Origin of the sequence: Microbacterium sp., assembly GCF_011620665.1 — a bacterium.
Lineage (GTDB): Bacteria > Actinomycetota > Actinomycetes > Actinomycetales > Microbacteriaceae > Microbacterium.
Window position 1 is genome coordinate 1 of the sequence record NZ_WOYQ01000029.1, and the last position, 20,534, is coordinate 20,534.

Here is a 20,534-nt window from a genome sequence, read left to right on the forward strand (position 1 = left end):
CGAAGGTCGAGGCGATGACCTCGCCCTTGACGGTGCGCTGCATGTCGGTGACCTCCTCGGGTCGCTCGTCGACGAGCACGACCATCAGGTGGACCTCGGGATTGTTCGTCGCGATCGCGTTGGCGATCTGCTGCAGCACGATCGTCTTGCCCGCCTTGGGTGGCGCGACGATGAGTCCGCGCTGACCCTTGCCGATGGGCGCGACCAGGTCGATGATCCGCTGTGTGAGCTTCTCGGGGGCGGTCTCCAAGCGCAGACGCTCCTGCGGATACAGTGGCGTGAGCTGACCGAATTCGACGCGCACAGCCGCATCCTCGACCGAAAGTCCGTTGACGGAATCGACCTTGACCAGCGCGTTGTACTTCTGGCGGCTGGACTGCTCACCCTCGCGCGGCTGCTTGATCGCACCGACGACGGCGTCGCCCTTGCGGAGGTTGTACTTCTTGACCTGGCCGAGCGAGACGTAGACGTCGCTCGTGCCGGGCAGATAACCGGTGGTCCGGACGAAGGCGTAGTTGTCGAGTACATCCAGGATGCCCGCGATCGGGATGAGCACGTCATCCGCGCCGATCTCGGTGTCGAACTCGTCGCCCTGGCCGCCCTGGCCGCGGCGCTTGGTAGTGCGCTGGCGACCGCGAGCGCCGCTCTGCGGCTGGTCGTCGTCATCGGCCGCGTCTTCCGCGGGGTCGGCCGGCTGGTTCTGCGCGTTGCCGTTCTGCGCGTTGCCGTTCTGCGCGTTGCCGTTCTGGCCGTTTCGGTTTCGGCTGCGGCTGCGCGAACGGCTGCGGGATCGGCCACTCGGCTCGCCGTCGGCGGAAGCTTGCCCGTCGGACGAGGTCTCGTCCTCCACGACGGCCTGCCCCTCAGACGAGGTCTCGTCCTCCACGACGGCCTCGCCCTCAGCCGAGCTCGCAGCCTCTTCACCGTCAGCGACGGGCGACTCGCCGGCCGGTGCCGCGGTCGCGACCTCTTCGGATGCCGGCGCATCCACGGGAGCGGGTACGGCCTCGGCGGCAAGCAGGTCGGTGCTCTTGGCGCGGCGCGGGGCGCGCTTGCGCGGCGCCTTGACGACCGGGGCGGCCTCCTCAACGAGAAGGTCCGCCTCCGGCAGCTCCGCGACGGGGCCCTCCGCGACGGGGCTCTCCGCCACGGGGACTTCCTCCACGGGAACCTCCTCCGGCAGCTCCGCGACGGGGCCCTCCGCGACGGGAACCTGCTCCACGGGGACTTCCTCCACGGGCACCTCCGCCACGGGATCCTCCTCGACAGGAACCTCCTCGGCGGGAGCCTGCTCGGCGGGAGCCTGCTCCGCGGGCGACTCCGCCACGGGAGCTTCCTCACCGGGAGCGTCATCGGCGGCGGAGCTCACGGCATTCGCGATCGAGGCATCTTCGTGCACGATCTGGTCTTCTTCGGTCTGGGTCTCGGAGAGGGACTCCACGAGTTCTCCTTCATTGGCAAGTGGATGGGGCAACCGCATCGAGCGCCGTCCACGACGGGCGCGCAATCCCGTGCGGACATCGTGAGACCCGGAGCGGATCTCGGATGGCGGTGCAGCGGGGATGATGCAGGGGTTCGCAGAATGCGACGGAGGCCAGATTCACGTGCGAGACGTGGAACCCTCCGGATAGTCCCTCACTGTACCACCCCTGACGTCGACGGCCAGCATGCGGGCCTCCCAGGGGTGGTCCGTGGCGGATGCCGCGACCTCGGCCGCCGCGAGGCGCCTACCGGGACCGTCGGCGAGGACGAGCACGCTCGGTCCCGCCCCCGAGACGACGGCCGCAAAGCCCTCGGCCCGCAGCGCGCGGACGAGCAGATCGGTTGCCGGCATCGCATGGGCACGGTAGGACTGGTGAAGCTTGTCCTCCGTCGCCGCCATCAGCAGCTCCGGGCTCTGAGTGAGCGCCGCGATGAGCAGGGCAGACCGCGAGACATTGAACACGGCATCCTCTCGCGGCACGTTCAACGGCGCGAGTCCACGCGCGACCGACGTCGACATCGTGAACTCCGGGATGAACACGACAGGAGACACGCCACGGTGCACGAGAAGCTTCTTGTGCTGCGGGCCGGACGCGTCCATCCACGCGATGGTCAGCCCGCCGAACAGGGCCGGGGCGACGTTGTCGGGGTGCCCCTCCAGTTCGGTCGCCAGGCGGAGCAGAGTCGCATCGTCGAAGTCGACCTCTCCCGCGAGCAGACCCTTGGCCGCCAGCAGACCGGCGACGACAGCCGCGCCGGATGAGCCCAGCCCTCGCCCGTGCGGGATCGTGTTGAGTGCTTCCAGGCGGAGGCCGGGGAGCTCCCGACCGATCGACCGGTACGCGGAGGCGATCGCACGCACGACGAGGTGCGACGCGTCGACCGGAACCTCCGCCGCTCCCTCACCGGTGACGAGGATCTCCAGACCGGGCGCCGGGAGCTGCGTGACCGTCAGCTCGTCGTAGGCACTGAGCGCCAGCCCCAGGGTGTCGAAGCCGGGGCCCAGATTGGCGCTCGTCGCCGGAACCCGCACCACGACGGCGCGTGCGTCGACAGATGCCGGGACGGCGCCCGACTCCCTCGTGGTCATGCCTGAGTGGTGAGCTCGAGCACGGCGGCGACCTCGCTGGTCGAGGCGTCGACGATGGTCGGGGCGACATCGGTCCCGTCCGCGTTGCGCAGGGCCCACTGCGGGTCCTTCAGTCCGTGTCCCGTGACGGTCAGCACGACCTTCGCGCCGGCGGGAATGACCCCCGCCTCGGCCCGGTCGAGCAGGCCCGCGACACTGATCGCGGACGCCGGCTCGACGAAGACGCCGACCGTGCCGGCCAGCAGCTTCTGTGCCGCGAGGATGCGGGCGTCATCGATCGCGCCGAACCATCCGTCGGTCGCATCGCGGGCTTCGAGCGCCAGCTCCCACGAAGCGGGGTTGCCGATGCGGATCGCTGAAGCGATCGTCTCGGGGTTGCGCACGATCTCGCCCCGCACGAGCGGGGCCGAGCCCTCCGCCTGGAAGCCGAACATCCGCGGCACCGTGGTGGCCACTCCCCGCGCGACCTCCTCGCGGTAGCCGCGTGAGTAGGCGGTGTAGTTTCCGGCGTTGCCGACGGGGATGAAGTGGAAGTCGGGGCCGTTTCCGAGCTGCGTCACCACCTCGTACGCCGCCGTCTTCTGGCCCTCGATGCGGTCCGGGTTCACGGAGTTCACGAGGTGGACCGGATAGTGGTCGGCAAGCTCTCGGGCGATCTCGAGGCAGTCGTCGAAATTGCCGCGCACTTGGATGAGGCGCCCATTGTGGATGACCGCCTGACTGAGCTTGCCCATCGCGATCTTGCCCTCGGGCACGAGGACGGCCGCCGTGATCCCGGCATGCGCCGCATAGGCGGCGGCCGAGGCGGACGTGTTGCCGGTCGAGGCGCAGATGACCGCCTTCGCGCCGTGCTCGACGGCGCGCGAGAGCGCGAGCGTCATGCCCCGGTCTTTGAACGAGCCGGTCGGGTTCATGCCCTCGAACTTGATGTAGACGTCCGCGCCGGTCATCTGCGAGAGGGATGCCGCCGGAATCAACGGCGTTCCGCCCTCTCCCAGCGTGACGACCGTCGACGCGTCCGTGACGCCCAGCCGGTCGGCGTACTCGCGCATGACTCCCTGCCATACATGTGCCATGTCAGTCTCCTTCTACTCTCAGAACCGATACGACCCGCCCCACGACACCGCTGGCGGCAAGGCGATCCACGGTCTCGCTGAGATCCTGTTCGAGCGCTCGGTGGGTTCCGATGACGATGCGGGCCACTCCCGGATCGCCGTTGCCGTGCGTGAGCACGGTCTGCTCGACTGTCGCGATCGAGACGCGGCCATCGCTGAGAATGCCGGCGACCGTCGCCAGAACCCCCGGCTCATCCGAGACTTCGAGCGTGATCTGGTAGCGGGTCGTGACTCGCCCGATCGGCAGAACCGGCAGATTGGCGCGAGTGGATTCACCGACCCCCACACCGCCTGCGATGTGGCGGCGCGCCGCCGAGACGACATCACCGAGAACCGCGGACGCGGTCTGTACCCCACCAGCACCGGCACCGTAGAACATCAGGTTGCCGGCGGCTTCGGCCTGCACGAAAACCGCGTTGTTGGCACCGCGGACGCTCGCCAGCGGGTGCTCGCGCGGAACCAGTGCGGGGTAGACCCGCACGGAGATCGCGTCACCACCGTGCTCACCGGGGGTGCCGCCCACGATCCGCTCACAGACAGCGAGGAGTTTGACGACATAGCCGGCGTGACGCGCGGCATCCATCACCCACTTGTCGACATGGGTGATTCCCTCGCGGTGCACGGCCGTCAGCGGGACGGCCGTGTGGAAGGCGAGCGACGCGAGGATGGCCGCCTTCTGTGCCGCGTCATAACCTTCGATGTCCGCCGTCGGATCCGACTCCGCGTACCCGAGGGCCTGCGCGTCGGCAAGGACATCTGCGAATTCGCTTCCTTCACGGTCCATCCGGTCGAGGATGTAGTTGGTCGTGCCGTTGACGATGCCCATGATGCGCTGCACGCGGTCACCGGCGAGCGAATCACGCAGCGGGCGGATGATGGGGATTGCGCCGGCGGCCGCGGCTTCGTAGTACACCGAGGCGCCGACCTGGTCGGCGGCGTCGAAGATCTCGGGGCCGTGCGAGGCGAGCAGTGCCTTGTTTGCCGTGACGACGTCGGCGCCGGAGTTCAGGGCCTGCAGGATGTAGGTACGCGCCGGCTCGATGCCACCCATCAGCTCGATCACGATGTCGGCGCCGATGATGAGCTGCTCGGCGTCGGTCGTGAACAGCTCGCGCGGAAGGTCGACCTCGCGCGGTGCATCGGGATCACGCACGGCGATCCCGACGAGATCCAGAGCCGCACCCGCACGGTCGGCCAATTCATCCGCGTGCTTGCGCAGCAGATCGGCGACCTGTGAGCCGACGGCTCCGGCACCCAGCAGCGCGACCCGCAAGCGACGGTATTCGGTCATGCGAGCTCCTCGGTGCTGACGCCGGCATCGCGCGCCAGCAGATCGTCGATCGTCTCCCCGCGCACGATGACGCGCGCTGCGCCGCCCCGGACGGCGATGACCGGTGGGCGAGGGACGAAGTTGTAGTTGCTGGCGAGCGAGTAGCAGTAGGCGCCGGTGGCCGGAACGCCCACCAGGTCGCCCGGCGTGATATCGGCCGGCAGGTATTCGGCATCGACGACGATGTCGCCCGATTCGCAGTGCCGCCCGACGACGCGAGCGAGCGCCGGCTCAGCGGACGAGGTGCGTGAGACGACGCGCGCCGAGTACTGTGCGCCGTACAGTGCCGGACGCGCGTTGTCGCTCATGCCGCCGTCGACGCTCACGTAGAGCCGCGTGAGGTCGTCGCTCACCTGTACAGGCTTGACCGTGCCGACCTCATACAGGGTGATCCCCGCGCGCCCGATGATCGTGCGTCCGGGTTCGAACGCCAGGTTCGGCATCGGGATGCCGCGGACATCACACTCCCGCGCGACTGCGTCGACGATGCCGTCGGCCAGCTGCTCGATCGGCGTCGGGGTGTCTGCCGAGGTGTAGGCGATGCCGAACCCGCCCCCGAGGTTGAGGACGGGGATCTCGCCCCCGGCGAGGAGCTCAGCGTGGAGCTCGACGAGGCGTCCGGCTGATTCCTCGAACCCGGCGGTGCCGAAGATCTGCGAGCCGATGTGGCAGTGCAAGCCCACGAACCGCAGCGACGGCAGTTCGCGGATGCGGGCGACGGCGGCCGCGGCATCCGTCAGCGCGAACCCGAATTTCTGGTCCTCATGGGCCGTCGCGAGGAAGTCGTGGGTCTCGGCGTGGACACCGCTGTTGACGCGCACCGAGACGCTTTGCACAGCACCGCGGCGTTCGGCGATCGCCGCGAGCCGCTCGAGCTCGATCGGGCTGTCGAGAACGACCGAACCGATGCCGATCTCAACGGCCTGAGTGAGCTCGGCCACGGATTTGTTGTTGCCGTGCAGGCCGATCCGTGCGGGGTCGGCGCCCGCGGCCAGGGCGACCGCGAGCTCCCCCGCCGTCGCGACGTCGACCGCGAGGCCCTCGCCGGTGACCCACCTCACGACTTCGGTCGACAGGAACGCCTTGCCGGCGTAGTAGACGCGCGCCCGCGTGCCGTGGCGAGCCGCGGCCGCATCGAAGGCCCGGCGGACTTCGCGCGCGCGGGCGCGCACGGCATCCTCATCGATCACATAAAGCGGTGTGCCGTACGTGTCGCGCAGCTGCGCGACCGAGACCCCCGCGACCTCGAGCACACCCTGGTCGTCACGGTGGGCGGATGCCGGCCAGACGCCCGCGGCGAGCGCATTCGCATCTTTCGGCGCGGCGAGCCAGTCGGGGACGAGCGGGCGGTCGGGGACGGCAGACACGAGGGGCACCAATCGGATGGGACACAGACGGCGTGCGGCGTATTCACGCTCCGGCCATCCGGGCAGACGGTCCACTCAGTCTAGGGCACCGATGCGCGCGCCCCCATCGGCGTGGGTCACGAACAGGTGCCGAGTTCAGACGCTCCGTCGTCGTACAGGAGCGCGCTGTCGATCTCCAGATCGGCGACGATCTGCGCCCCCTGAACCGCGATCGCGGTCAGGGTGAGCGTGCTCGGCAGCCGATCTGCGATGCAGACCTCCCAATCGCGCAGGACGGGCGCGGCCATCGCACCGAAACTCTGCGTGAGCGATTCCGCCGAGACGACCCCCCCACCGACTTGCAACGACGACGGTGTGAGCACGATGTCGCCGTCCGCCGCGCGCGGCGTCAGCGAGACGCCCACGGGCACCGTGAGGGCGAACACCTGCAGATCGAAGTTCGCCGTCACGTCGGGCTCGTTCAGCTCCACGGAGTCGGCCGGAAAACCGTCGACCTGCGCGAGCAGCATCTGCACCTGGTCCTCATCGAGCCGGATCCGCGCGGACCCGCCGCTCCAATCACCGCCGCGCAGCGGAACGTCTTGAGCGTTGACGGTGATGTCCGCCGTGAGACCCTCCAACGTCACGTCCTCGGACGAGATCGTCATGTCCCCGAAGCTCCCGATCATCAGCTGCGGAATGACCGGTCCGGGCACATCGACATCGATCAGCTGATCGGCCGGCAGCGACAGCTGAGTGATGACCCGATCGCGGACGCTCGTCTCGACGATGCCGCGAGCGATGTACTCCCCCGCGAGCCAGGCGCCCGCTGCGAGCGCGGCCACAGCCGGCACCGCGACCGGCCAGAGCCACCGACGACGCTTCGGCGGAGCCGGTTCACCGGCGAGGATCGTGCGCGCCTCGGTCACAGCGTCACATCCGTTCGGGTGCGCTCACACCGAGCAGGTCCAGGCCGTTGCGCAGCACCTGACCGGTGGCGTCATTGAGCCACAGGCGTGTGCGGTGAAGGTCGGTGACGTCCTCGTCGCCGAGCGGCGTGACACGGCAGTTGTCGTACCAGCGGTGGTAGAGCCCGGCGAGCTCCTCAAGGTAGCGCGCGACGCGATGCGGCTCGCGCACCTCGGCGGCGAACGCGACGATCCGCGGAAACTCCTGCAGCGCACCGAGGAGCGCCGACTCGGTCTCATCGTTCAGCAGCTCCGGCGCGAACGCCTCACGCGTCACGCGTGAGTCGGCGGCGTTGCGGCTGACGTTGTGCGTGCGCGCGTGGGCGTACTGCACGTAGAAAACGGGGTTGTCGTTCGTGCGCTTCGTGAGCACCTCCGGGTCCAGCGTCAGCGGCGAGTCAGCCGGGTACCGGGCCAGGGAGTAGCGCAGAGCGTCGGTGCCGAGCCATTCGCGCAGGTCGTCGAGCTCGATGATGTTTCCGGCGCGCTTGGAGAGCTTCGCACCGTTGACCGACACGAGCTGCCCGATCAGCACCTCGATGTCGCGCTCCGGGTCGTCGCCCGCGGCTCCGGCGAGCGCCTTGAGGCGGTGGACGTAGCCGTGGTGGTCGGCGCCGAGCAGATAGATCTTGTGCGCGTAACCGCGGTCGCTCTTATTGAGGTAGTACGCCGCATCCGCCGCGAAATAGGTGTACTCCCCGTTCGAACGGCGGATCACGCGGTCCTTGTCGTCGCCGAACTCGGTCGTCCGCACCCAGACGGCGTCATCCTGGTCGAAGACGTGACCCTGCGCACGGAGGCGATCGACCGCCTCGTCCACGAGGCTCGGCTCGCCGTGCGGGCCCTTCGCGTGGAGCGTGCGCTCGCTGAAGAACACGTCGAAATGCACGTTGAACTTCTCGAGCGATGCCTGCAGGTCGCCGAGCTGGAGCGCGTAGGCGAGGTCGCGCGCCTGAGCCATCTGCTCGTCTGCCGTCAGTTCGAGCAGGTCGGGGCGCTTGTCGAGCACGCGGCGCGCGAGCTCGTCGATGTACAGGCCCGGGTACCCGTCCTCGGGCGTCGGCTCGCCCTTCGCGCGCGCCAGCACCGACCGGCCGAACCGGTCCATCTGGGCGCCGGCGTCATTGACGTAGAACTCGCGGACCAGGGTCGCTCCGCTCGCGAGCAGCACGCGGGCGATCGCGTCTCCGAGCGCGGCCCATCGCGTGTGGCCGATGTGCATGGGGCCCGTCGGGTTCGCGCTCACGAACTCGAGATTGATGGTCTGGCCGCGCTGCGTGTCGTTCGTGCCGAAGGCGGCCCCGGCCTGCACGATCGTCCGGGCGAGGGCTCCCGCCGCGCCCGCCTCGAGGCGGATGTTGATGAAGCCGGGCCCGGCGACCTCGACGCTCGCGACACCATCGGCCGCCGCGAGCGCGACGGCGATCTCGGCGGCGAACTCGCGGGGATGCGCGCCGAGGCCCTTCGCGAGCTTCATGGCGGCGTTCGAGGCCCAGTCGCCGTGATCGCGGTTCTTGGGACGCTCGAGCACGAAGTCGGCCGCGCTCCAGCCGTCGCTGGACCCGGGACGTCGAGCCTCGGCGAGCGGGCTGACGGCGGCGAGAAGGGCGGCGGCGAGTGCTTCAGGATTCATGACCCGGCAATTCTACGGGCGTCGAGACTGGCCGCCCCGCGTCAGGCGAGCTGGATCAGCTCGGCGATATCGTCGGCCTCGGGATCGGATGCCGTGAACGCCACGTCGAGGGTCGCGGCATCGGCCGCATCATCGGCGAGGATGCAGGCATCCACCCGCATGTGCTGCAGACTCACGTGCCCGCCGTGGTAGCTGAGGAATGCGCAGTCGGCGGCGTCGCGGCCGGTCGCGATGCGCACGAGCGAGCGCCGGTTGGCCAAGCGCGTCGCGTCGATGACGTACCAGCTCCCATCGAGGTAGGCCTCGGCCACCGCGTGGAAGTCCATCGGCCGGAGGCCCGGCGCGAAGCACGCCGTGTAGCGAGCGGGCATGTCCATGGCGCGCAGCAGTGCGATGACGACGTGCGCGTAGTCGCGGCAGACGCCCTGGCCGGTCATGAGGGTGGTCACCGCGGAATCCGTGCCCTGACTGAGCCCGGGCGTGTAGGTGGTGCTCGAGGCGACGAACTCGCTCACCGCCGTGATGAGGTCGATTCCCTGCAGCCCGCGGAACTGCCGGCGAGCCTGCGAGAAGACCTCGTCGGATTGGCAATAGCGGCTCGGGCGAAGGTAGGTGATGGCCTCGATGTCACTCGTCGAGCGCGGCGCGACCTGCCCGTCGATCACTGCTTCGTAGCGCACCTGGAGGGGGCCGGCATCGCCGAGCACCCGGTGCAGACGGCTTCCGGACTGGTCGACCACCTCGGTCGGCGTATACACGCGATCCCCCTGGGTGAACGTCAATTCTTCGCGCACGACGGGGGCCGGCCGAGCCGCCGAGATCTGGAAGATCAGGTCGGCGGACGACCCCAGTTCCAGGTCGAGTTCAGCGGTCAGGATGCGGTGCACCCCAGCATCCTCGCATGCCCTCGGGGGTGGCCCTGCTCGGGCTGTTCGCGCCCGCCGATCTCGCGGTGATAGTCTCGGTCGGTGCGCCTCCGTAGCTCAGGGGATAGAGCGTTGGTTTCCGGTACCAAAGGTCGTGGGTTCGATTCCCGCCGGGGGCACCAGTGGGGACAGGGGATCGCGGTGTTCGGGACCGTGCCGGTCTCCAGCGCGCGTCTGCCGACCGAAACGCCCCGGCCAACAATGGACCGGGGCGTTTCACGAGGCTCCGTGCACGACGGCACTGTTTTGAGCAAGCCTCTTCTGGTGGACCTGAGGGGATTCGAACCCCTGACCTCCTCGATGCGAACGAGGCGCGCTACCAACTGCGCCACAGGCCCAAGGACCTCCGTTACATTATCACGCGGCACAGACCGGGCCGAACCGGGTCACTGGCCGGAGGCGCGGCGCTCGAGCAGCTGCCGGACGTGAGCTTCGATGGCGTCGTCGCCGGTGGTCGCGCTGCCGGTGAACTCCTCACCGCGCGCCGCACGCGCGGCCTGGATCGAGGGGGGGCGTGCGCGCTCAGCGCGTGCCCGCATCGCTTCCTCGACCGCAGCGCGGCGAAGGCCCTCCCGCGCTTCGGCCACGTCGAGGACCGCTGCCGCCCGCGATCCGGCCGACGCCGTCAGCGGGCGCGGCAGCTCGCGCGGAGTCCACGTGGTGCTCTCAGATCTCAGCGCGACATCCTGGAGGTGACCCGCCGCACGCGGTGCGACCGCTACGCGCTCCCGCTGCAGAGCACGTCGCTGCACGGCCCAGATGCGCTGGAGCGCGAGTCCACAGGCACTCATGACCGCGACGGCCGACCACAACAGCGCCGGCGAACCTGCGTGCGCCACTTCCACGCCACCCCACCCGGCCAGTCCGGCCGCGACGAGCCCGACGGCGGTCGCACCCAGCCGCACACGTCGACGCGTGCGCGCGCGACGCACCGCGGGAACGGCCGCCGCGGCGGCAGACGCGCTCGCCGCGCGCTCGCGGGCGAGAGCGGCATCCCTCCTGGACTGCGCACGCTCGGCAGCGAGCTCCGCCTTCGCACTCTCGAGCCGCGCGCGCTCGCGTTCGGACTGCGCGCGGCGGGCCAGTCGCTGCTGTGCGAGCGCCGTCCGCGCGTTCAGCTCGAGGTGCACCTCGCGGGGAGTTTCGCTCGTCTCCGCGAGCACGCGGAGGGCCCGGCTGAGTCGAACCGCGTTGCGCTCGGCGGCGTTGTACTGATGCCGTCCGTGCCACGAAGGCAGCAGATACACGAGCCACAGTGCGACCGCGACCGCGACCACCACGCCGCCCCCGAGTACCTGCCCGCCCATGGGGACCACGCTAGGTCCCGATCGTCAGGAGACCCGGTCATCGCGCCGCGTGTCTGAAGTTCGAGTGGAGGGTGAAGGTCACTCGCGCGAAGTGACGTGCGTCATCCGCTCAGGTCGGCGGCCGATCCGCCGGCGGGATCACGGTAGCGCCGGCGGGGACGCGGCCGGACACCCACCGCTCGAGCACGCCCTCGGGGACATCCTCCCGCACGAGGGCGAATGCGTAATGGTCGCGCCAGTCGCCCGCGATATGGATGTAGCGCCGTCGCAGGCCCTCGTAGCGGAAGCCGAGCTTCTCGACCACGCGCAGGCTCGCGACGTTCTCCGGACGGATGCAGATCTCCATCCGGTGCAGGTGCAGCTCGCGAAAGCACAGATCGGTGGCAAGCGCCACACTCGTCGGCGTGATGCCGAGACCGGCGAACCGCTCGCTGACCCAGTAGCCGATCGTGGCCGATGCCAAAGACCCGCGTGCGATGCCCCAGACGTTCAGCTGCCCGGCGATTTCGCCCTCGTACTCCATCACGAGCGGAATGCCGCCGCCATCGCGGTACTGCTGAAGCAGGCGGCGCACCCCCGCGCGCATATCGAACGACACGGGACCATCGGGGTTTGTCGCCTCCCACGGCCGCAGCCACGACCGATTGCCGATCAGCTCCGCCTGGATGACACGGGCATCGCGCTGCCTCACCAGGCGGATCGAGATCGGCCCGTGCCGCCGGGGCACCGTCAGGTCCACGGGTCTCCCTCTCGGCGAGGCGACGTCAGAGCTGCGCCGCGAAGTCCTTGAGCCACGGGCGCAGGTCGGGCCCGAGGTCCTCGCGGTCCGCGGCCAGCTGCACGATGGCCTTTATGTAGTCCACCTTATCGCCGGTGTCGTAACGGCGACCTCGGAAGACGACGCCGAGCACGCCGTCGGTGGTGGCAAGCTCCTGCAAAGCGTCGGTCAGCTGGATCTCGCCACCCTTGCCCGGTGCGGTGCGCTCGAGGATGTCGAAGACCCCGGGTGTGAGGACGTACCGGCCGATGATCGCGTAGTTCGACGGCGCGTCTTCTTTGCTGGGCTTCTCCACCAGCCCGGTGACCCGCACGACGTCGGGATCATCGGTCGGCTCGACGGCCGCCGCGCCATACAGGTGGATGTGCTCGGGGTCGACCTCCATGAGCGCCACGACAGTGAGCCCGGTCGCGGCGTTCTCGGCGAGCATCTTCGGCAGCAGCGGGTCGCGCTCGTCGATCAGGTCATCGCCGAGGAGTACGGCAAAAGTGGACTCGCCCACATGGTGGCGCGCGCGCAGCACGGCGTGCCCGAGTCCCTTGGGCTCACCCTGACGGACGAAGTGGATGTCGGCAAGATCGTTGGACCGCTGAACGTGCTCGAGCTTCTCGAGATCGCCCTTCTTCAGGAGGGTCGACTCGAGCTCGGGCATCGAGTCGAAGTGGTTGGAGATGTTGTTCTTGTTGCGCCCGAGGATGATGAGAATGTCATCGATGCCCGCCGCGACCGCCTCTTCGACGACGTACTGGATCGCCGGCTTGTCGACGACGGGAAGCATCTCCTTCGGCATCGCCTTCGTCGCCGGGAGGAAGCGGGTGCCCAGCCCCGCGGCGGGGATGACGGCCTTGATGGGAGTGCGGATCATGATTCCACCCTAGCCAGCGTCGGCGACACCCGCGTTCCGGCGCGGACCCGATGACGCGGCATCGCCGCCTACAATCGGACCATGACGGACGCGATCGACGACGCCAAGCGGGCGCTCCGCGCCGACTTGCGCGAGCGGCGTCAGCAGCGCTCCGAAGCCGCGCGCGAGACAGCGTCAGCCGGCGTGAAGGTCCAGCTCGACGCGCTCGCCGACCAGTTGGGCGCCCGGTCGCTGTCGTGTTACCTGTCCGCCCCCGCCGAACCCGGCACGCACGAGTTCATTCGTGGTGCGGTGGCGCGCGGCATCCGCGTGCTCCTGCCGATCACCCGCCGCGACGGCCTGCTGGACTGGGTCGTCGCCGATCCGGACGGCGAGATCGCGGAAGGCCTCTTCGGCATGCCCGAGCCGATCGGCGAGGTGCTGAGCCCCCTCGCCGTGAACGACGTCGACCTGCTCGTGATCCCCGCCGCCGCGGTCGATCACACCGGCATGCGCCTCGGCTGGGGCCGAGGCTACTTCGACAAGACCGTCGGGTCGATGGAGCAGTGCCCTCCGGTCTACGCCGTCATCTTCGACTCCGAGCTCGTCGACGAGGTCCCGCGGGACCGCCACGACCAGCCCGTCACGGGGGTCGTCACCCCCACCCGCACGATCACGCTCGCGCCGCACCGGCGCTGAACCCACACCGAGGATCCATGCCCACCTATGCCTATACCTGCACGCAGTGCGGTCACCGCTTCGACGCCGTCCAGCCTTTCACGGACTCAGCCCTGACCGAGTGCCCCGAGTGCGGCGGAGTCTTGCGCAAGCAGTACGGCTCGATCGGGGTCACGTTCAACGGCGGCGGCTTCTACCGCACTGATTCGCGCGCAGCCGCTGCCAAACCCAGCGGTGAGACGGGTGGCGCCGCCGCGGCGACTCCGGCATCATCGAAGCCCGAGGCGAAGCCCTCTCCCGCGTCGTCGGGATCGTAGGTCGGCTCGATCCGCCGCACAGGAAGGTCATTGACGTGATCCAGGGTTTCAAGGACTTCATCATGCGAGGCAACGTCGTCGACCTCGCCGTCGCCGTCGTCATCGGCGCTGCGTTCACCGCCGTCGTCAACGCTGTCGTGGCCGCGATCATCACGCCGCTGATCTCGCTGGTATGGGCGGCCGACGAAGCCACGGGGGCGATCGGACCCACGATCCAGGGACTGAACGGACCCGTCATTTTCCCGATCGGCGGACTCGTGAATGCGCTCATCAGCTTCATCGCGGTCGCACTGGTCGTCTACTTCGTGTTCGTCGTGCCGATGAACCACTTCACAGAGCGTCAGGCGGCCAAGGCCGGCGTCACGGAAGAAGCTGCAGTGCTCCCCACCGAGCAGGAGCTCCTCATCCAGATCCGCGACCTGCTCGGCCGCGATCGCTCGGTGTGAGCGCGTGCGCGCTCCCGGGGCACGCTAGTAGTGCGGCGGAACGTCCAGCCGGAGGCGCTCATCGTTCGGGCCGGATGCCGGGCCGACCGCCGATTCCGCACCCGCCGCCGCGATGCCCGACTCAGCGATGCCTGACTCATCGGCGGGGATCGGCTCGGGTCGTGTCCCGGGTGCCGGCGTCAGCTGCACCCGCCGACCGCCGGCCACACGGACGATGCGCTGGCGGTCAGGAGACATCGATCGGCTGGGTCGGCGTCCGCGCGGTCGGGGTCTCGGGCTGCACGCCGAGAATCGCGGCGATGCGCGACGCCACGCCCGCCGGGTCGCTGTACAGATCGAACGCGTGCACGCGGATGTAATGCCAGCCCAGTCGGCGCAGGATCTGGGGCCGGAGGCGAAGCGTCTCACGCAAGCTGTCCCGGCTTGCGTCCGAGTCGCTCTCGGTGACCACGGCCTTGCCCTTGTACTGCGCGACGAGGGGCAGCCGGCCGTGATAGTCCACATCGACCGAGACTCCGAGACTCCGCAGGTGCTGCGCGAGCGTGAGGGTCAACGGGTCGGCCTGGTCTTCCCGGCGCGACTCGCGGGGGCGGGCGGCGATGCCCCCGAGGATCGACATGAGGCTCGCCGCGCCTGATTCGAGACGCCCCTCCTCGACCGTCGACGGCCTGATCGACGAGACGATGACCATCGACCGGCGCGCCCGGGTCATCCCGACCGTGAGCAGGCGCTCACCGTCGGGTCCGGACAGATCGCCGAAGTCGCTGAGCACCCGCCCGTGCTTCGTCAGCCCGAAGCCGAGCGAGAAGATGACGCGATCGCGGCTTTCGGCCACCGATTCCTCCAGGCCCAGAACGGCGAAGGGCTCGGCCGTGTCGCGTCCGACGAAGTCCGCGACGTCGGAGCGCCCCGCGAAGGCCGACGCGACCGCCGCGCGCACGCGTTCGGCGTGCCGGGACGATGCCGTGACCACCATCAGCGACTCGGTGGGGCGGTTGACCGCGTGCTCGACGACGAGAGTGACGACCCGGGCGACTTCCGCATCCGGGCTCTCGACGGCGCCGGTGACCGGATCCGGGGTGCTCGTGCCGCCCTCGACGTAGTCCACGCTCAGGCTGCCCCGTCCCAGGTAGGAGCCGGCCCACGGAAGCGAGACGATCTCCCCTCCGTAGAACGCATCGTTCACGAGCTGCGCGAGGTCTTCACCGCCGGCGCGGTAGCTGCGGGTCAGGGTCTCGACGGGGATCAGTTCCGCCACACGCTCGAACACGCTGACCTCGTCGAAGGGAACCTCAGGCTCCTCCTCGCCCTCGACGGGCATTCCGGCCGAGATGCGGAACGGCGTCGGCTTCTGCGTCACGGGGTCGCCGAAGACGACGATCTGGCGACCGCGGCGCAGTGCCGGAGCCGCTTCGCTCAGGCACAGGGCGGCCGCGTCGGCGATGACGACGACGTCGAAGTCGGCAGCATCCGGGATGCCGGGAACCTCGTACGGCGACGCGAGCCACACCGGCGCGAGTGTGCGCAGCAGAGTCGGCGCGGCCTGGGCGAGCTCGGCAGCCGTGGCCGAACCGCCGCGCAGCGCGTGCTTGAGCGCCGACGTCTCGCGGGCTTCGTCGACGATCGCGATCTTCCAGCGGGTGGCGAGTTCCGCCGCGAGCAACGGGCCGGCTGACGCCGCGTGCGCTTCATCGACCAGACGGTAGTCGCGCTCGAGGCGATCGACGACCGACGTGTTCGCACCGAGGAGCGCGCGGTCCGAGCGCAGCATCGCCTCAAGCGCCGATTGCCACCAGGCGAACTCGAACTCGGCGGCGACGTCGCCTTCCGGGACGTGCCGCATCGACAACTCGGTCAGGAGCGGTTCGAGTCCCATCGCCGCCAGCTCGCCACGAAGAGTCGCCCGCTCGACGAGATTGTCGAACACGTCCGACTCCGCGGCGAGGCCCGCGAGGGTCCTGAGCAGCACCGGGATCGGGAGGGCTGCGAGCGCGTCCGTGCGGCCGAGGGCCCGATCCAGTTCGCTCAGATCGGCAGCGACCCGCTGCAACGCCGTGGCGACGTCGTCGAGTCCGAGCGGAATCTCGGGGGTGACACCGGCATCCACGAGTCGCTCCCACTGCGCGCGCTGGTGCTGCACGCGCAACAGCGCTTCGTGCATGTCGGTGATATGCATGCCCGGTCGGACATATTCCCTCGACAGCTGACGCAGCCGCCGGCGCTGCGGACCCGACATCGTAGTGGAATCGCGGCGCGGACCGTGCGCCTGGATGAGCTCGTCCAGTGGGCGTTCGAAGACGGTGAGGCTGAACCGATCGAGCGAAGCGCGGATGCCCTGCAGAAGCTGCATGTAGCCGCCGAGCTCGGCGAGCGTCGCGAACGGACGCATGCGCGTCTGACCGATCATCTCGTAACCGCGCTCGAGCATCGATGGCACATCGCTGCGATGAAGGCGCCGAGCGAGAGCATGCGCCGACCGGGCCTCGTCCGTGGTCGCGAATGCGACACCGTACCAGGGCGAATCATCGGGCCCGAAGCGGAACTCGCCCAGCCGCGCGGCGGCCGACAGGGTGATCGCGGCTTCCGTGCGGCGCGTGCTGAGGGTTCGGAGGGTCGCGAGGTCGAATCGCGTCTGCGCGCTCGGCTGCGGCACGCCTGCCGCGATCGTGGTGAGTGCGCGAAGCGCTTCGAGCGGCGAGACGCCGATCTGCGGATGCCGGTGCGTCAGAGCCACGCGATAGTCGCGCAGCACGGTCCGCAGCCGCACGAGGGCGTCATCGACGTCGGCGACCTTCGGGGGTTCGGCCTTCTCGTTTCGTGCGATCGCCCGGATGAGATCGCGGCGCAGGTGCTCGGGCGAGACGGCCAGCCCCGGCAGGCCGATGCCGGCCAGGCGGTGGCGCACGCCCTCCAGCGTCGACCGGCGGGCGCTGACGACGAGGACGCGCTTGCCGGCGCGGACGAGTTCGCCCACCGCGTTGATGACGGTCTGCGTCCCCCCGGTGCCCGGCAGGGTGTGCACCGCGAGCGACTGTCCCGTCGCGATGCGGGCGAGGACGGCCTCCTGCTCGGCATCGGCATCCAGCAAGAGCCGGTCGGATGCCGGCGGCCGGTCATCGGCGCCGATGATCCTGGGAAGGGCGTGCACGAGCGAGACGGTCTCACGATCCGAGACGTGCCCGGCGAGCGCGTTGAGGAACGGATGATCGAGGTTGGCGCTATCGCGCGCCATCGTCCCGGCGACGTCGGCGAAGGTCGAGACGATGAGGCGCGGGTGGACCGTGAAGGTGTCGATGTGCGCGGTGAGTGCTCGCAGGTGGTCGATCACGGGCTGCGGCTTGAACAGCCCGTCTTGGTCGGCCAGTCCCGCGAGGGCCCGGCCGTCGAGCGCGATGCCGAAGTGCGTGCGAGCCGCTTCGACCAGCTCCGGGTTGATCGTGAAGGCACCGTGCAGCTTCAGGTCGAAGTCGGTGTGATGCCGGCGGATCGCGAGCGGCCGCAGCAGGACCGGGGCGACGTACGAAACGCCGCCGATCCGCCACGCGGCGATCCCGACCGCGAGATGGACGGTGTCCAGACCCCGCGTCGTGCGCAGTTCGACGTCCTTGGCCGCGATGCGTTCGGCGGCGATGCGGGCGGTGCGCAGCGCCACCTCGTCGCGGAAGAGATTGGAGAGCAGAGTCGAGCGGCCCGTGATGAACTGCGGCAGGCTGCCGGGGTGGGCTTTCGTGATCTCCAGGCCCGCGTCTCCGACATCCGTGTAGTGCAGAAGCGTCGACCTGCCGCCGAGCGCGGCAGCTTCTTCGCGCAGGCGACTGCGTTCCGACGCGGCGACATGCTGCACGGTCACCCCGGGTTCGGAGACACCGAGGTCGCCCGGGGACACCACACTCTCGTGCTCGGCCTCGTTCACGCCTCGCACAGCTCCGCCGTCTGCTCGCCACACAGGTGCCAGACTAGGCTTCTCGCGGCGCAGAACCGCGCTAGACCGGCCGGTATCGCCCGAATCCGCACCGCAGTTTCCTCCCCACCGGGGCAGTGACGTGAACTGTCCACCGATCGGGGCCGAGGCGGGCCGGCGAGGGCCGGCATCCGGTCATCATGGGGACATGACCCACGCAGCGTTCTCGGTGCACCCGACACCGATCGGCCACGCCCTCGTCGTCGTCACCGATGAGGGGCTCGCCCACCTCGAATTCCTCGATCGCCCGCTCGAAGAAGCGGTCCAGCGCATCGGTCTGCTCCGTCACACGGTGCCGGAAGAAGATGCCGCCGCCACGGCCGGCGTCCGTGCACAGCTCGACGAGTACTTCGCGGGCCACCGGCGGCGCTTCGACGTGCGGCTCGACCTCGAAGGCACAAGCGACTTCGTCCGCGGCGCGCTGGAGGCGATCGCACGCATCCCATACGGACAGACGGCGTCCTACGCCGAGATCGCGATCGCGGCCGGCTCCCCCGGCGCAAACCGCGCGGTGGGATCGGCGTGTGCGCGCACGCCGATCTCGCTCGTGATCCCGGCGCATCGGGTCGTCCGCAGCGACGGCTCGATCGGCGAATACGGCGGGCATCCCGGGCGCAAGCGGTTTCTTCTCGACCTCGAGGAGCGCACGAGCTCTCCAGACCCCTCCGGCGTGTAGGCCGCCGAAGGGCGCCGCGCGGGGCCGATGCGCGCTCGCGCGACGGCCCCGCGCGGTTCGCTCACTACACTTGCTCCATGGCCCGCAAAATCGTGCATCAGCTCGTCGACGACCTCGACGGAACAGTCCTGGAGATCGGGTCCGGCGAGACCGTCCTGTTCTCTCTCGACGGTGCGGCGTACGAGATCGACCTCACCGGCGAGAACGCCGACGCTCTCCGAGCCGCATTCGCGCCCTATATCGCCGCAGCCCGGCCGGTCTCGGCCCGTGCCGGCGTATCACCGAGCAGTCGCGGCGTGACGAAGCGGAGCGGTCAGCGCGACTACGCGCCGGTCCGGGCATGGGCGGCTGAGCAGGGCTTGACGGTCTCCGCGCGTGGGCGCGTGCCGGCATCCGTTCTCGAGGCGTACGACGCCGCGCACTGACGCGCCGACAGGTTTCGCGCCTCAGTCGTCGATCTCGTCGACGGCGTCGCGCATCGCATGCAGGAATGCGATGACGACCGCCCGATCGGCGGCGGTCATGGGGCGGACGACATCGATCATGCGCGCGTGCATGGCAGACAGCGTGTGACGCACGTCCTCTTCGGCTTTGGGGCTGGAGGTGATGAGGATGCTGCGTCGGTCGGCGGGATTCGGCCGGCGCGTGATGTGGCCGCTCTTCGCGAGCCTGTCGAGCAGAGCGGTCGTGGACGCCGAGGTGATTCCGAGGTAACGCGATAGCTGCACGGGAGCAACCGGCTCGCCACGCGTGCTGGCGCGCGCGAGGTACCGCAGGACGAGCAGTTCGTTCTCGCCCATGTCCATCGATCGCTGCGTGCGACGGCGCATCGCCGTTTCGGCCGCGCGGTAGCTGCGCAGCGCCTGCAGCACCGACACGTTCGCCGCGTCATCGGGCGCGGAGTACCAGTACGCCGAGCCTTCTTCGATTTCCCCCGTCACGAAGAACCATTCTGGTCGATGCGAAGTCCCTTGCCGGCGATCGGGCTTGCGGCGGGACCACGACGCGCCACTACGGTGGATCCACACCCGGCGCTCGGATCCGGGCAAGACTCGGAAGGGCTCGACGATGGCGGATGCGCAGGCAGGCTGGTATGACGACGGCTCGGGAACGATGCGCTGGTGGGACGGCCAGCAATGGACCGATACTGTGCAACCGCCCCCGCCGAGAGAGCCCGGAGTTACCGGAATGATCAATCGCGCCCAAGCGGACGCAGTCTCGGGCGCGCAGCCGCGGCCCGCTCCCGCAGGCATGAGCTACGTCGTCCTTCAGGTCGTTCTCAAAGAGAAGCTGTTCGGTACAGGATCAGGCAACCTCACGGAGCTCGAGAGGGCGATCAACATGCAGGCGGCGCTCGGATATCGCCTGCACACCATCAGCACGGCCTCATCCGGCAGCGGTGGGTTCGGAGGAGGGGATCGGATTCAGGCGACCCTGGTCTTCGAGAAGCTCCCCTGACTCTCGCGCCCGTGACTGGACGTCTCGATCGAGGTGAGAGCGCTCGTCAGACGGTGACGGCGACGTTTCCCGCCGGGGTCCAGCCGACGAGTGCGTTCGCATGGCCATGGCCGACGCCATACTCGCAGATGCTGAGACCTGCACGTCTGCCGTCGTCACGCTGGTCAGAGATCGAGGAA

Annotated in this window: 20 protein-coding genes and 2 tRNA genes; 7 read left to right on the forward strand and 15 right to left on the reverse strand. The window is 69.4% G+C overall.

Annotation, left to right across the window (positions count from 1 at the left end):
* The 8 genes from QZV81_RS04240 to QZV81_RS04275 form a co-directional block, all read right to left on the reverse strand.
* Positions 1 to 1,441 (reverse strand): transcription termination factor Rho (locus QZV81_RS04240; protein ID WP_292833007.1); only part of this gene is annotated, 1,441 nt, incomplete at its 3' end.
* Between the two features lie 159 nt (positions 1,442 to 1,600).
* Positions 1,601 to 2,572, reverse strand: coding sequence for a homoserine kinase (thrB, locus tag QZV81_RS04245; RefSeq protein ID WP_292833010.1), 972 nt, complete (start codon positions 2,570 to 2,572; stop codon positions 1,601 to 1,603).
* Complete coding sequence (gene thrC / locus QZV81_RS04250) at positions 2,569 to 3,648, reverse strand: threonine synthase (protein ID WP_292833013.1); 1,080 nt, start codon at positions 3,646 to 3,648, stop codon at positions 2,569 to 2,571. The genes thrB and thrC overlap by 4 nt, the downstream gene beginning before the upstream one ends.
* Position 3,649: 1 nt before the next feature.
* Complete coding sequence (locus QZV81_RS04255; RefSeq protein ID WP_292833016.1) at positions 3,650 to 4,978, reverse strand: homoserine dehydrogenase; 1,329 nt, start codon at positions 4,976 to 4,978, stop codon at positions 3,650 to 3,652.
* A complete protein-coding gene (lysA, locus tag QZV81_RS04260; RefSeq protein ID WP_292833019.1) occupies positions 4,975 to 6,384 on the reverse strand; it encodes a diaminopimelate decarboxylase in 1,410 nt (469 codons plus the stop codon). Before lysA ends, QZV81_RS04255 begins: the two co-directional genes overlap by 4 nt.
* 116 nt (positions 6,385 to 6,500) lie before the next feature.
* Positions 6,501 to 7,292, reverse strand: a complete 792-nt coding sequence (locus tag QZV81_RS04265; RefSeq protein ID WP_292833022.1) for a DUF2993 domain-containing protein — start codon at positions 7,290 to 7,292, stop codon at positions 6,501 to 6,503.
* 4 nt (positions 7,293 to 7,296) lie between these two features.
* The gene (gene argS / locus QZV81_RS04270; RefSeq protein WP_292833025.1) at positions 7,297 to 8,964 is read right to left on the reverse strand and encodes an arginine--tRNA ligase; all 1,668 of its coding nucleotides are present in this window, start codon (positions 8,962 to 8,964) and stop codon (positions 7,297 to 7,299) included.
* A gap of 41 nt (positions 8,965 to 9,005) precedes the next feature.
* Positions 9,006 to 9,851 carry a transglutaminase family protein gene (locus QZV81_RS04275; protein WP_292833028.1) on the reverse strand — a complete coding sequence of 282 codons (846 nt, stop codon included), beginning with the start codon at positions 9,849 to 9,851 and terminating at the stop codon, positions 9,006 to 9,008.
* Between the two features lie 85 nt (positions 9,852 to 9,936).
* Here QZV81_RS04275 and QZV81_RS04280 point away from each other — a divergent pair.
* A tRNA-Arg gene (locus QZV81_RS04280) sits at positions 9,937 to 10,012 on the forward strand.
* A 140-nt stretch (positions 10,013 to 10,152) separates the two neighbouring features.
* Here the strand turns inward: QZV81_RS04280 and QZV81_RS04285 are convergent.
* The 4 genes from QZV81_RS04285 to galU all read right to left on the reverse strand — a co-directional run bounded on the left by QZV81_RS04285 (position 10,153) and on the right by galU (position 12,840).
* Positions 10,153 to 10,228: transfer RNA gene (locus QZV81_RS04285), tRNA-Ala, on the reverse strand.
* Positions 10,229 to 10,276: 48 nt separating this feature from the next.
* The gene (locus QZV81_RS04290; protein WP_292833031.1) at positions 10,277 to 11,197 is read right to left on the reverse strand and encodes a large exoprotein; all 921 of its coding nucleotides are present in this window, start codon (positions 11,195 to 11,197) and stop codon (positions 10,277 to 10,279) included.
* A 109-nt stretch (positions 11,198 to 11,306) separates the two neighbouring features.
* On the reverse strand, positions 11,307 to 11,936 hold the full coding sequence (locus tag QZV81_RS04295; RefSeq protein WP_292833034.1) for a GNAT family protein: 630 nt from the start codon (positions 11,934 to 11,936) through the stop codon (positions 11,307 to 11,309).
* A 25-nt stretch (positions 11,937 to 11,961) separates the two neighbouring features.
* Positions 11,962 to 12,840: a UTP--glucose-1-phosphate uridylyltransferase GalU gene (gene galU / locus QZV81_RS04300; protein WP_292833037.1), complete on the reverse strand. Its 879-nt coding sequence runs from the start codon at positions 12,838 to 12,840 to the stop codon at positions 11,962 to 11,964.
* 81 nt (positions 12,841 to 12,921) lie between these two features.
* Here galU and QZV81_RS04305 point away from each other — a divergent pair, with 81 nt between their 5' ends.
* From QZV81_RS04305 to mscL, 3 genes are read left to right on the forward strand one after another with little or no spacing between them, the layout of a single operon-like run.
* Complete coding sequence (locus QZV81_RS04305) at positions 12,922 to 13,518, forward strand: 5-formyltetrahydrofolate cyclo-ligase (RefSeq protein ID WP_292833040.1); 597 nt, start codon at positions 12,922 to 12,924, stop codon at positions 13,516 to 13,518.
* A gap of 17 nt (positions 13,519 to 13,535) precedes the next feature.
* The gene (locus tag QZV81_RS04310) at positions 13,536 to 13,814 is read left to right on the forward strand and encodes an FmdB family zinc ribbon protein (protein WP_292833043.1); all 279 of its coding nucleotides are present in this window, start codon (positions 13,536 to 13,538) and stop codon (positions 13,812 to 13,814) included.
* A 35-nt stretch (positions 13,815 to 13,849) separates the two neighbouring features.
* The gene (gene mscL, locus QZV81_RS04315) at positions 13,850 to 14,260 is read left to right on the forward strand and encodes a large conductance mechanosensitive channel protein MscL (protein ID WP_292833046.1); all 411 of its coding nucleotides are present in this window, start codon (positions 13,850 to 13,852) and stop codon (positions 14,258 to 14,260) included.
* A 24-nt stretch (positions 14,261 to 14,284) separates the two neighbouring features.
* On the opposite strand, the gene QZV81_RS04320 is transcribed toward mscL, so the two are convergent.
* Positions 14,285 to 14,497 carry a hypothetical protein gene (locus tag QZV81_RS04320; RefSeq protein ID WP_292833049.1) on the reverse strand — a complete coding sequence of 71 codons (213 nt, stop codon included), beginning with the start codon at positions 14,495 to 14,497 and terminating at the stop codon, positions 14,285 to 14,287.
* Positions 14,487 to 18,206, reverse strand: a complete 3,720-nt coding sequence (locus QZV81_RS04325) for an AAA family ATPase (protein WP_292833052.1) — start codon at positions 18,204 to 18,206, stop codon at positions 14,487 to 14,489. The genes QZV81_RS04320 and QZV81_RS04325 overlap by 11 nt, the downstream gene beginning before the upstream one ends.
* Positions 18,207 to 18,369: 163 nt before the next feature.
* Between QZV81_RS04325 and QZV81_RS04330 the strand changes: the two genes are divergently transcribed.
* Positions 18,370 to 18,897 (forward strand): methylated-DNA--[protein]-cysteine S-methyltransferase, encoded by a 528-nt coding sequence (locus tag QZV81_RS04330; RefSeq protein ID WP_292833055.1) that lies wholly within the window; start codon positions 18,370 to 18,372, stop codon positions 18,895 to 18,897.
* 77 nt (positions 18,898 to 18,974) lie between these two features.
* Entirely contained in the window at positions 18,975 to 19,322 is a 348-nt protein-coding gene (locus QZV81_RS04335; RefSeq protein ID WP_292833058.1) for an Lsr2 family protein, read from the forward strand.
* 21 nt (positions 19,323 to 19,343) lie between these two features.
* Here QZV81_RS04335 and QZV81_RS04340 read toward each other — a convergent pair whose 3' ends face one another.
* Positions 19,344 to 19,838 (reverse strand): MarR family transcriptional regulator, encoded by a 495-nt coding sequence (locus QZV81_RS04340; RefSeq protein WP_292833061.1) that lies wholly within the window; start codon positions 19,836 to 19,838, stop codon positions 19,344 to 19,346.
* A gap of 127 nt (positions 19,839 to 19,965) precedes the next feature.
* On the opposite strand from QZV81_RS04340, the gene QZV81_RS04345 reads away from it, so the two are divergent.
* Positions 19,966 to 20,355 (forward strand): DUF2510 domain-containing protein, encoded by a 390-nt coding sequence (locus QZV81_RS04345; protein ID WP_292833064.1) that lies wholly within the window; start codon positions 19,966 to 19,968, stop codon positions 20,353 to 20,355.
* Positions 20,356 to 20,534: the final 179 nt, after the last annotated feature.

Coding starts and splice junctions, on each gene's coding strand:
- argS (WP_292833025.1), bottom strand. CDS start 8,964: ATGAATCCTGAAGCACTCGCCGCCGCCCTTCTCGCCGCCGTCAGCCCG.
- QZV81_RS04310 (WP_292833043.1), top strand. CDS start 13,536: ATGCCCACCTATGCCTATACCTGCACGCAGTGCGGTCACCGCTTCGAC.
- QZV81_RS04290 (WP_292833031.1), bottom strand. CDS start 11,197: ATGGGCGGGCAGGTACTCGGGGGCGGCGTGGTGGTCGCGGTCGCGGTC.
- QZV81_RS04255 (WP_292833016.1), bottom strand. CDS start 4,978: ATGACCGAATACCGTCGCTTGCGGGTCGCGCTGCTGGGTGCCGGAGCC.
- thrC (WP_292833013.1), bottom strand. CDS start 3,648: ATGGCACATGTATGGCAGGGAGTCATGCGCGAGTACGCCGACCGGCTG.
- galU (WP_292833037.1), bottom strand. CDS start 12,840: ATGATCCGCACTCCCATCAAGGCCGTCATCCCCGCCGCGGGGCTGGGC.
- QZV81_RS04345 (WP_292833064.1), top strand. CDS start 19,966: ATGGCGGATGCGCAGGCAGGCTGGTATGACGACGGCTCGGGAACGATG.
- QZV81_RS04305 (WP_292833040.1), top strand. CDS start 12,922: ATGACGGACGCGATCGACGACGCCAAGCGGGCGCTCCGCGCCGACTTG.
- QZV81_RS04320 (WP_292833049.1), bottom strand. CDS start 14,497: ATGTCTCCTGACCGCCAGCGCATCGTCCGTGTGGCCGGCGGTCGGCGG.
- thrB (WP_292833010.1), bottom strand. CDS start 2,572: ATGACCACGAGGGAGTCGGGCGCCGTCCCGGCATCTGTCGACGCACGC.
- QZV81_RS04330 (WP_292833055.1), top strand. CDS start 18,370: ATGACCCACGCAGCGTTCTCGGTGCACCCGACACCGATCGGCCACGCC.
- QZV81_RS04335 (WP_292833058.1), top strand. CDS start 18,975: ATGGCCCGCAAAATCGTGCATCAGCTCGTCGACGACCTCGACGGAACA.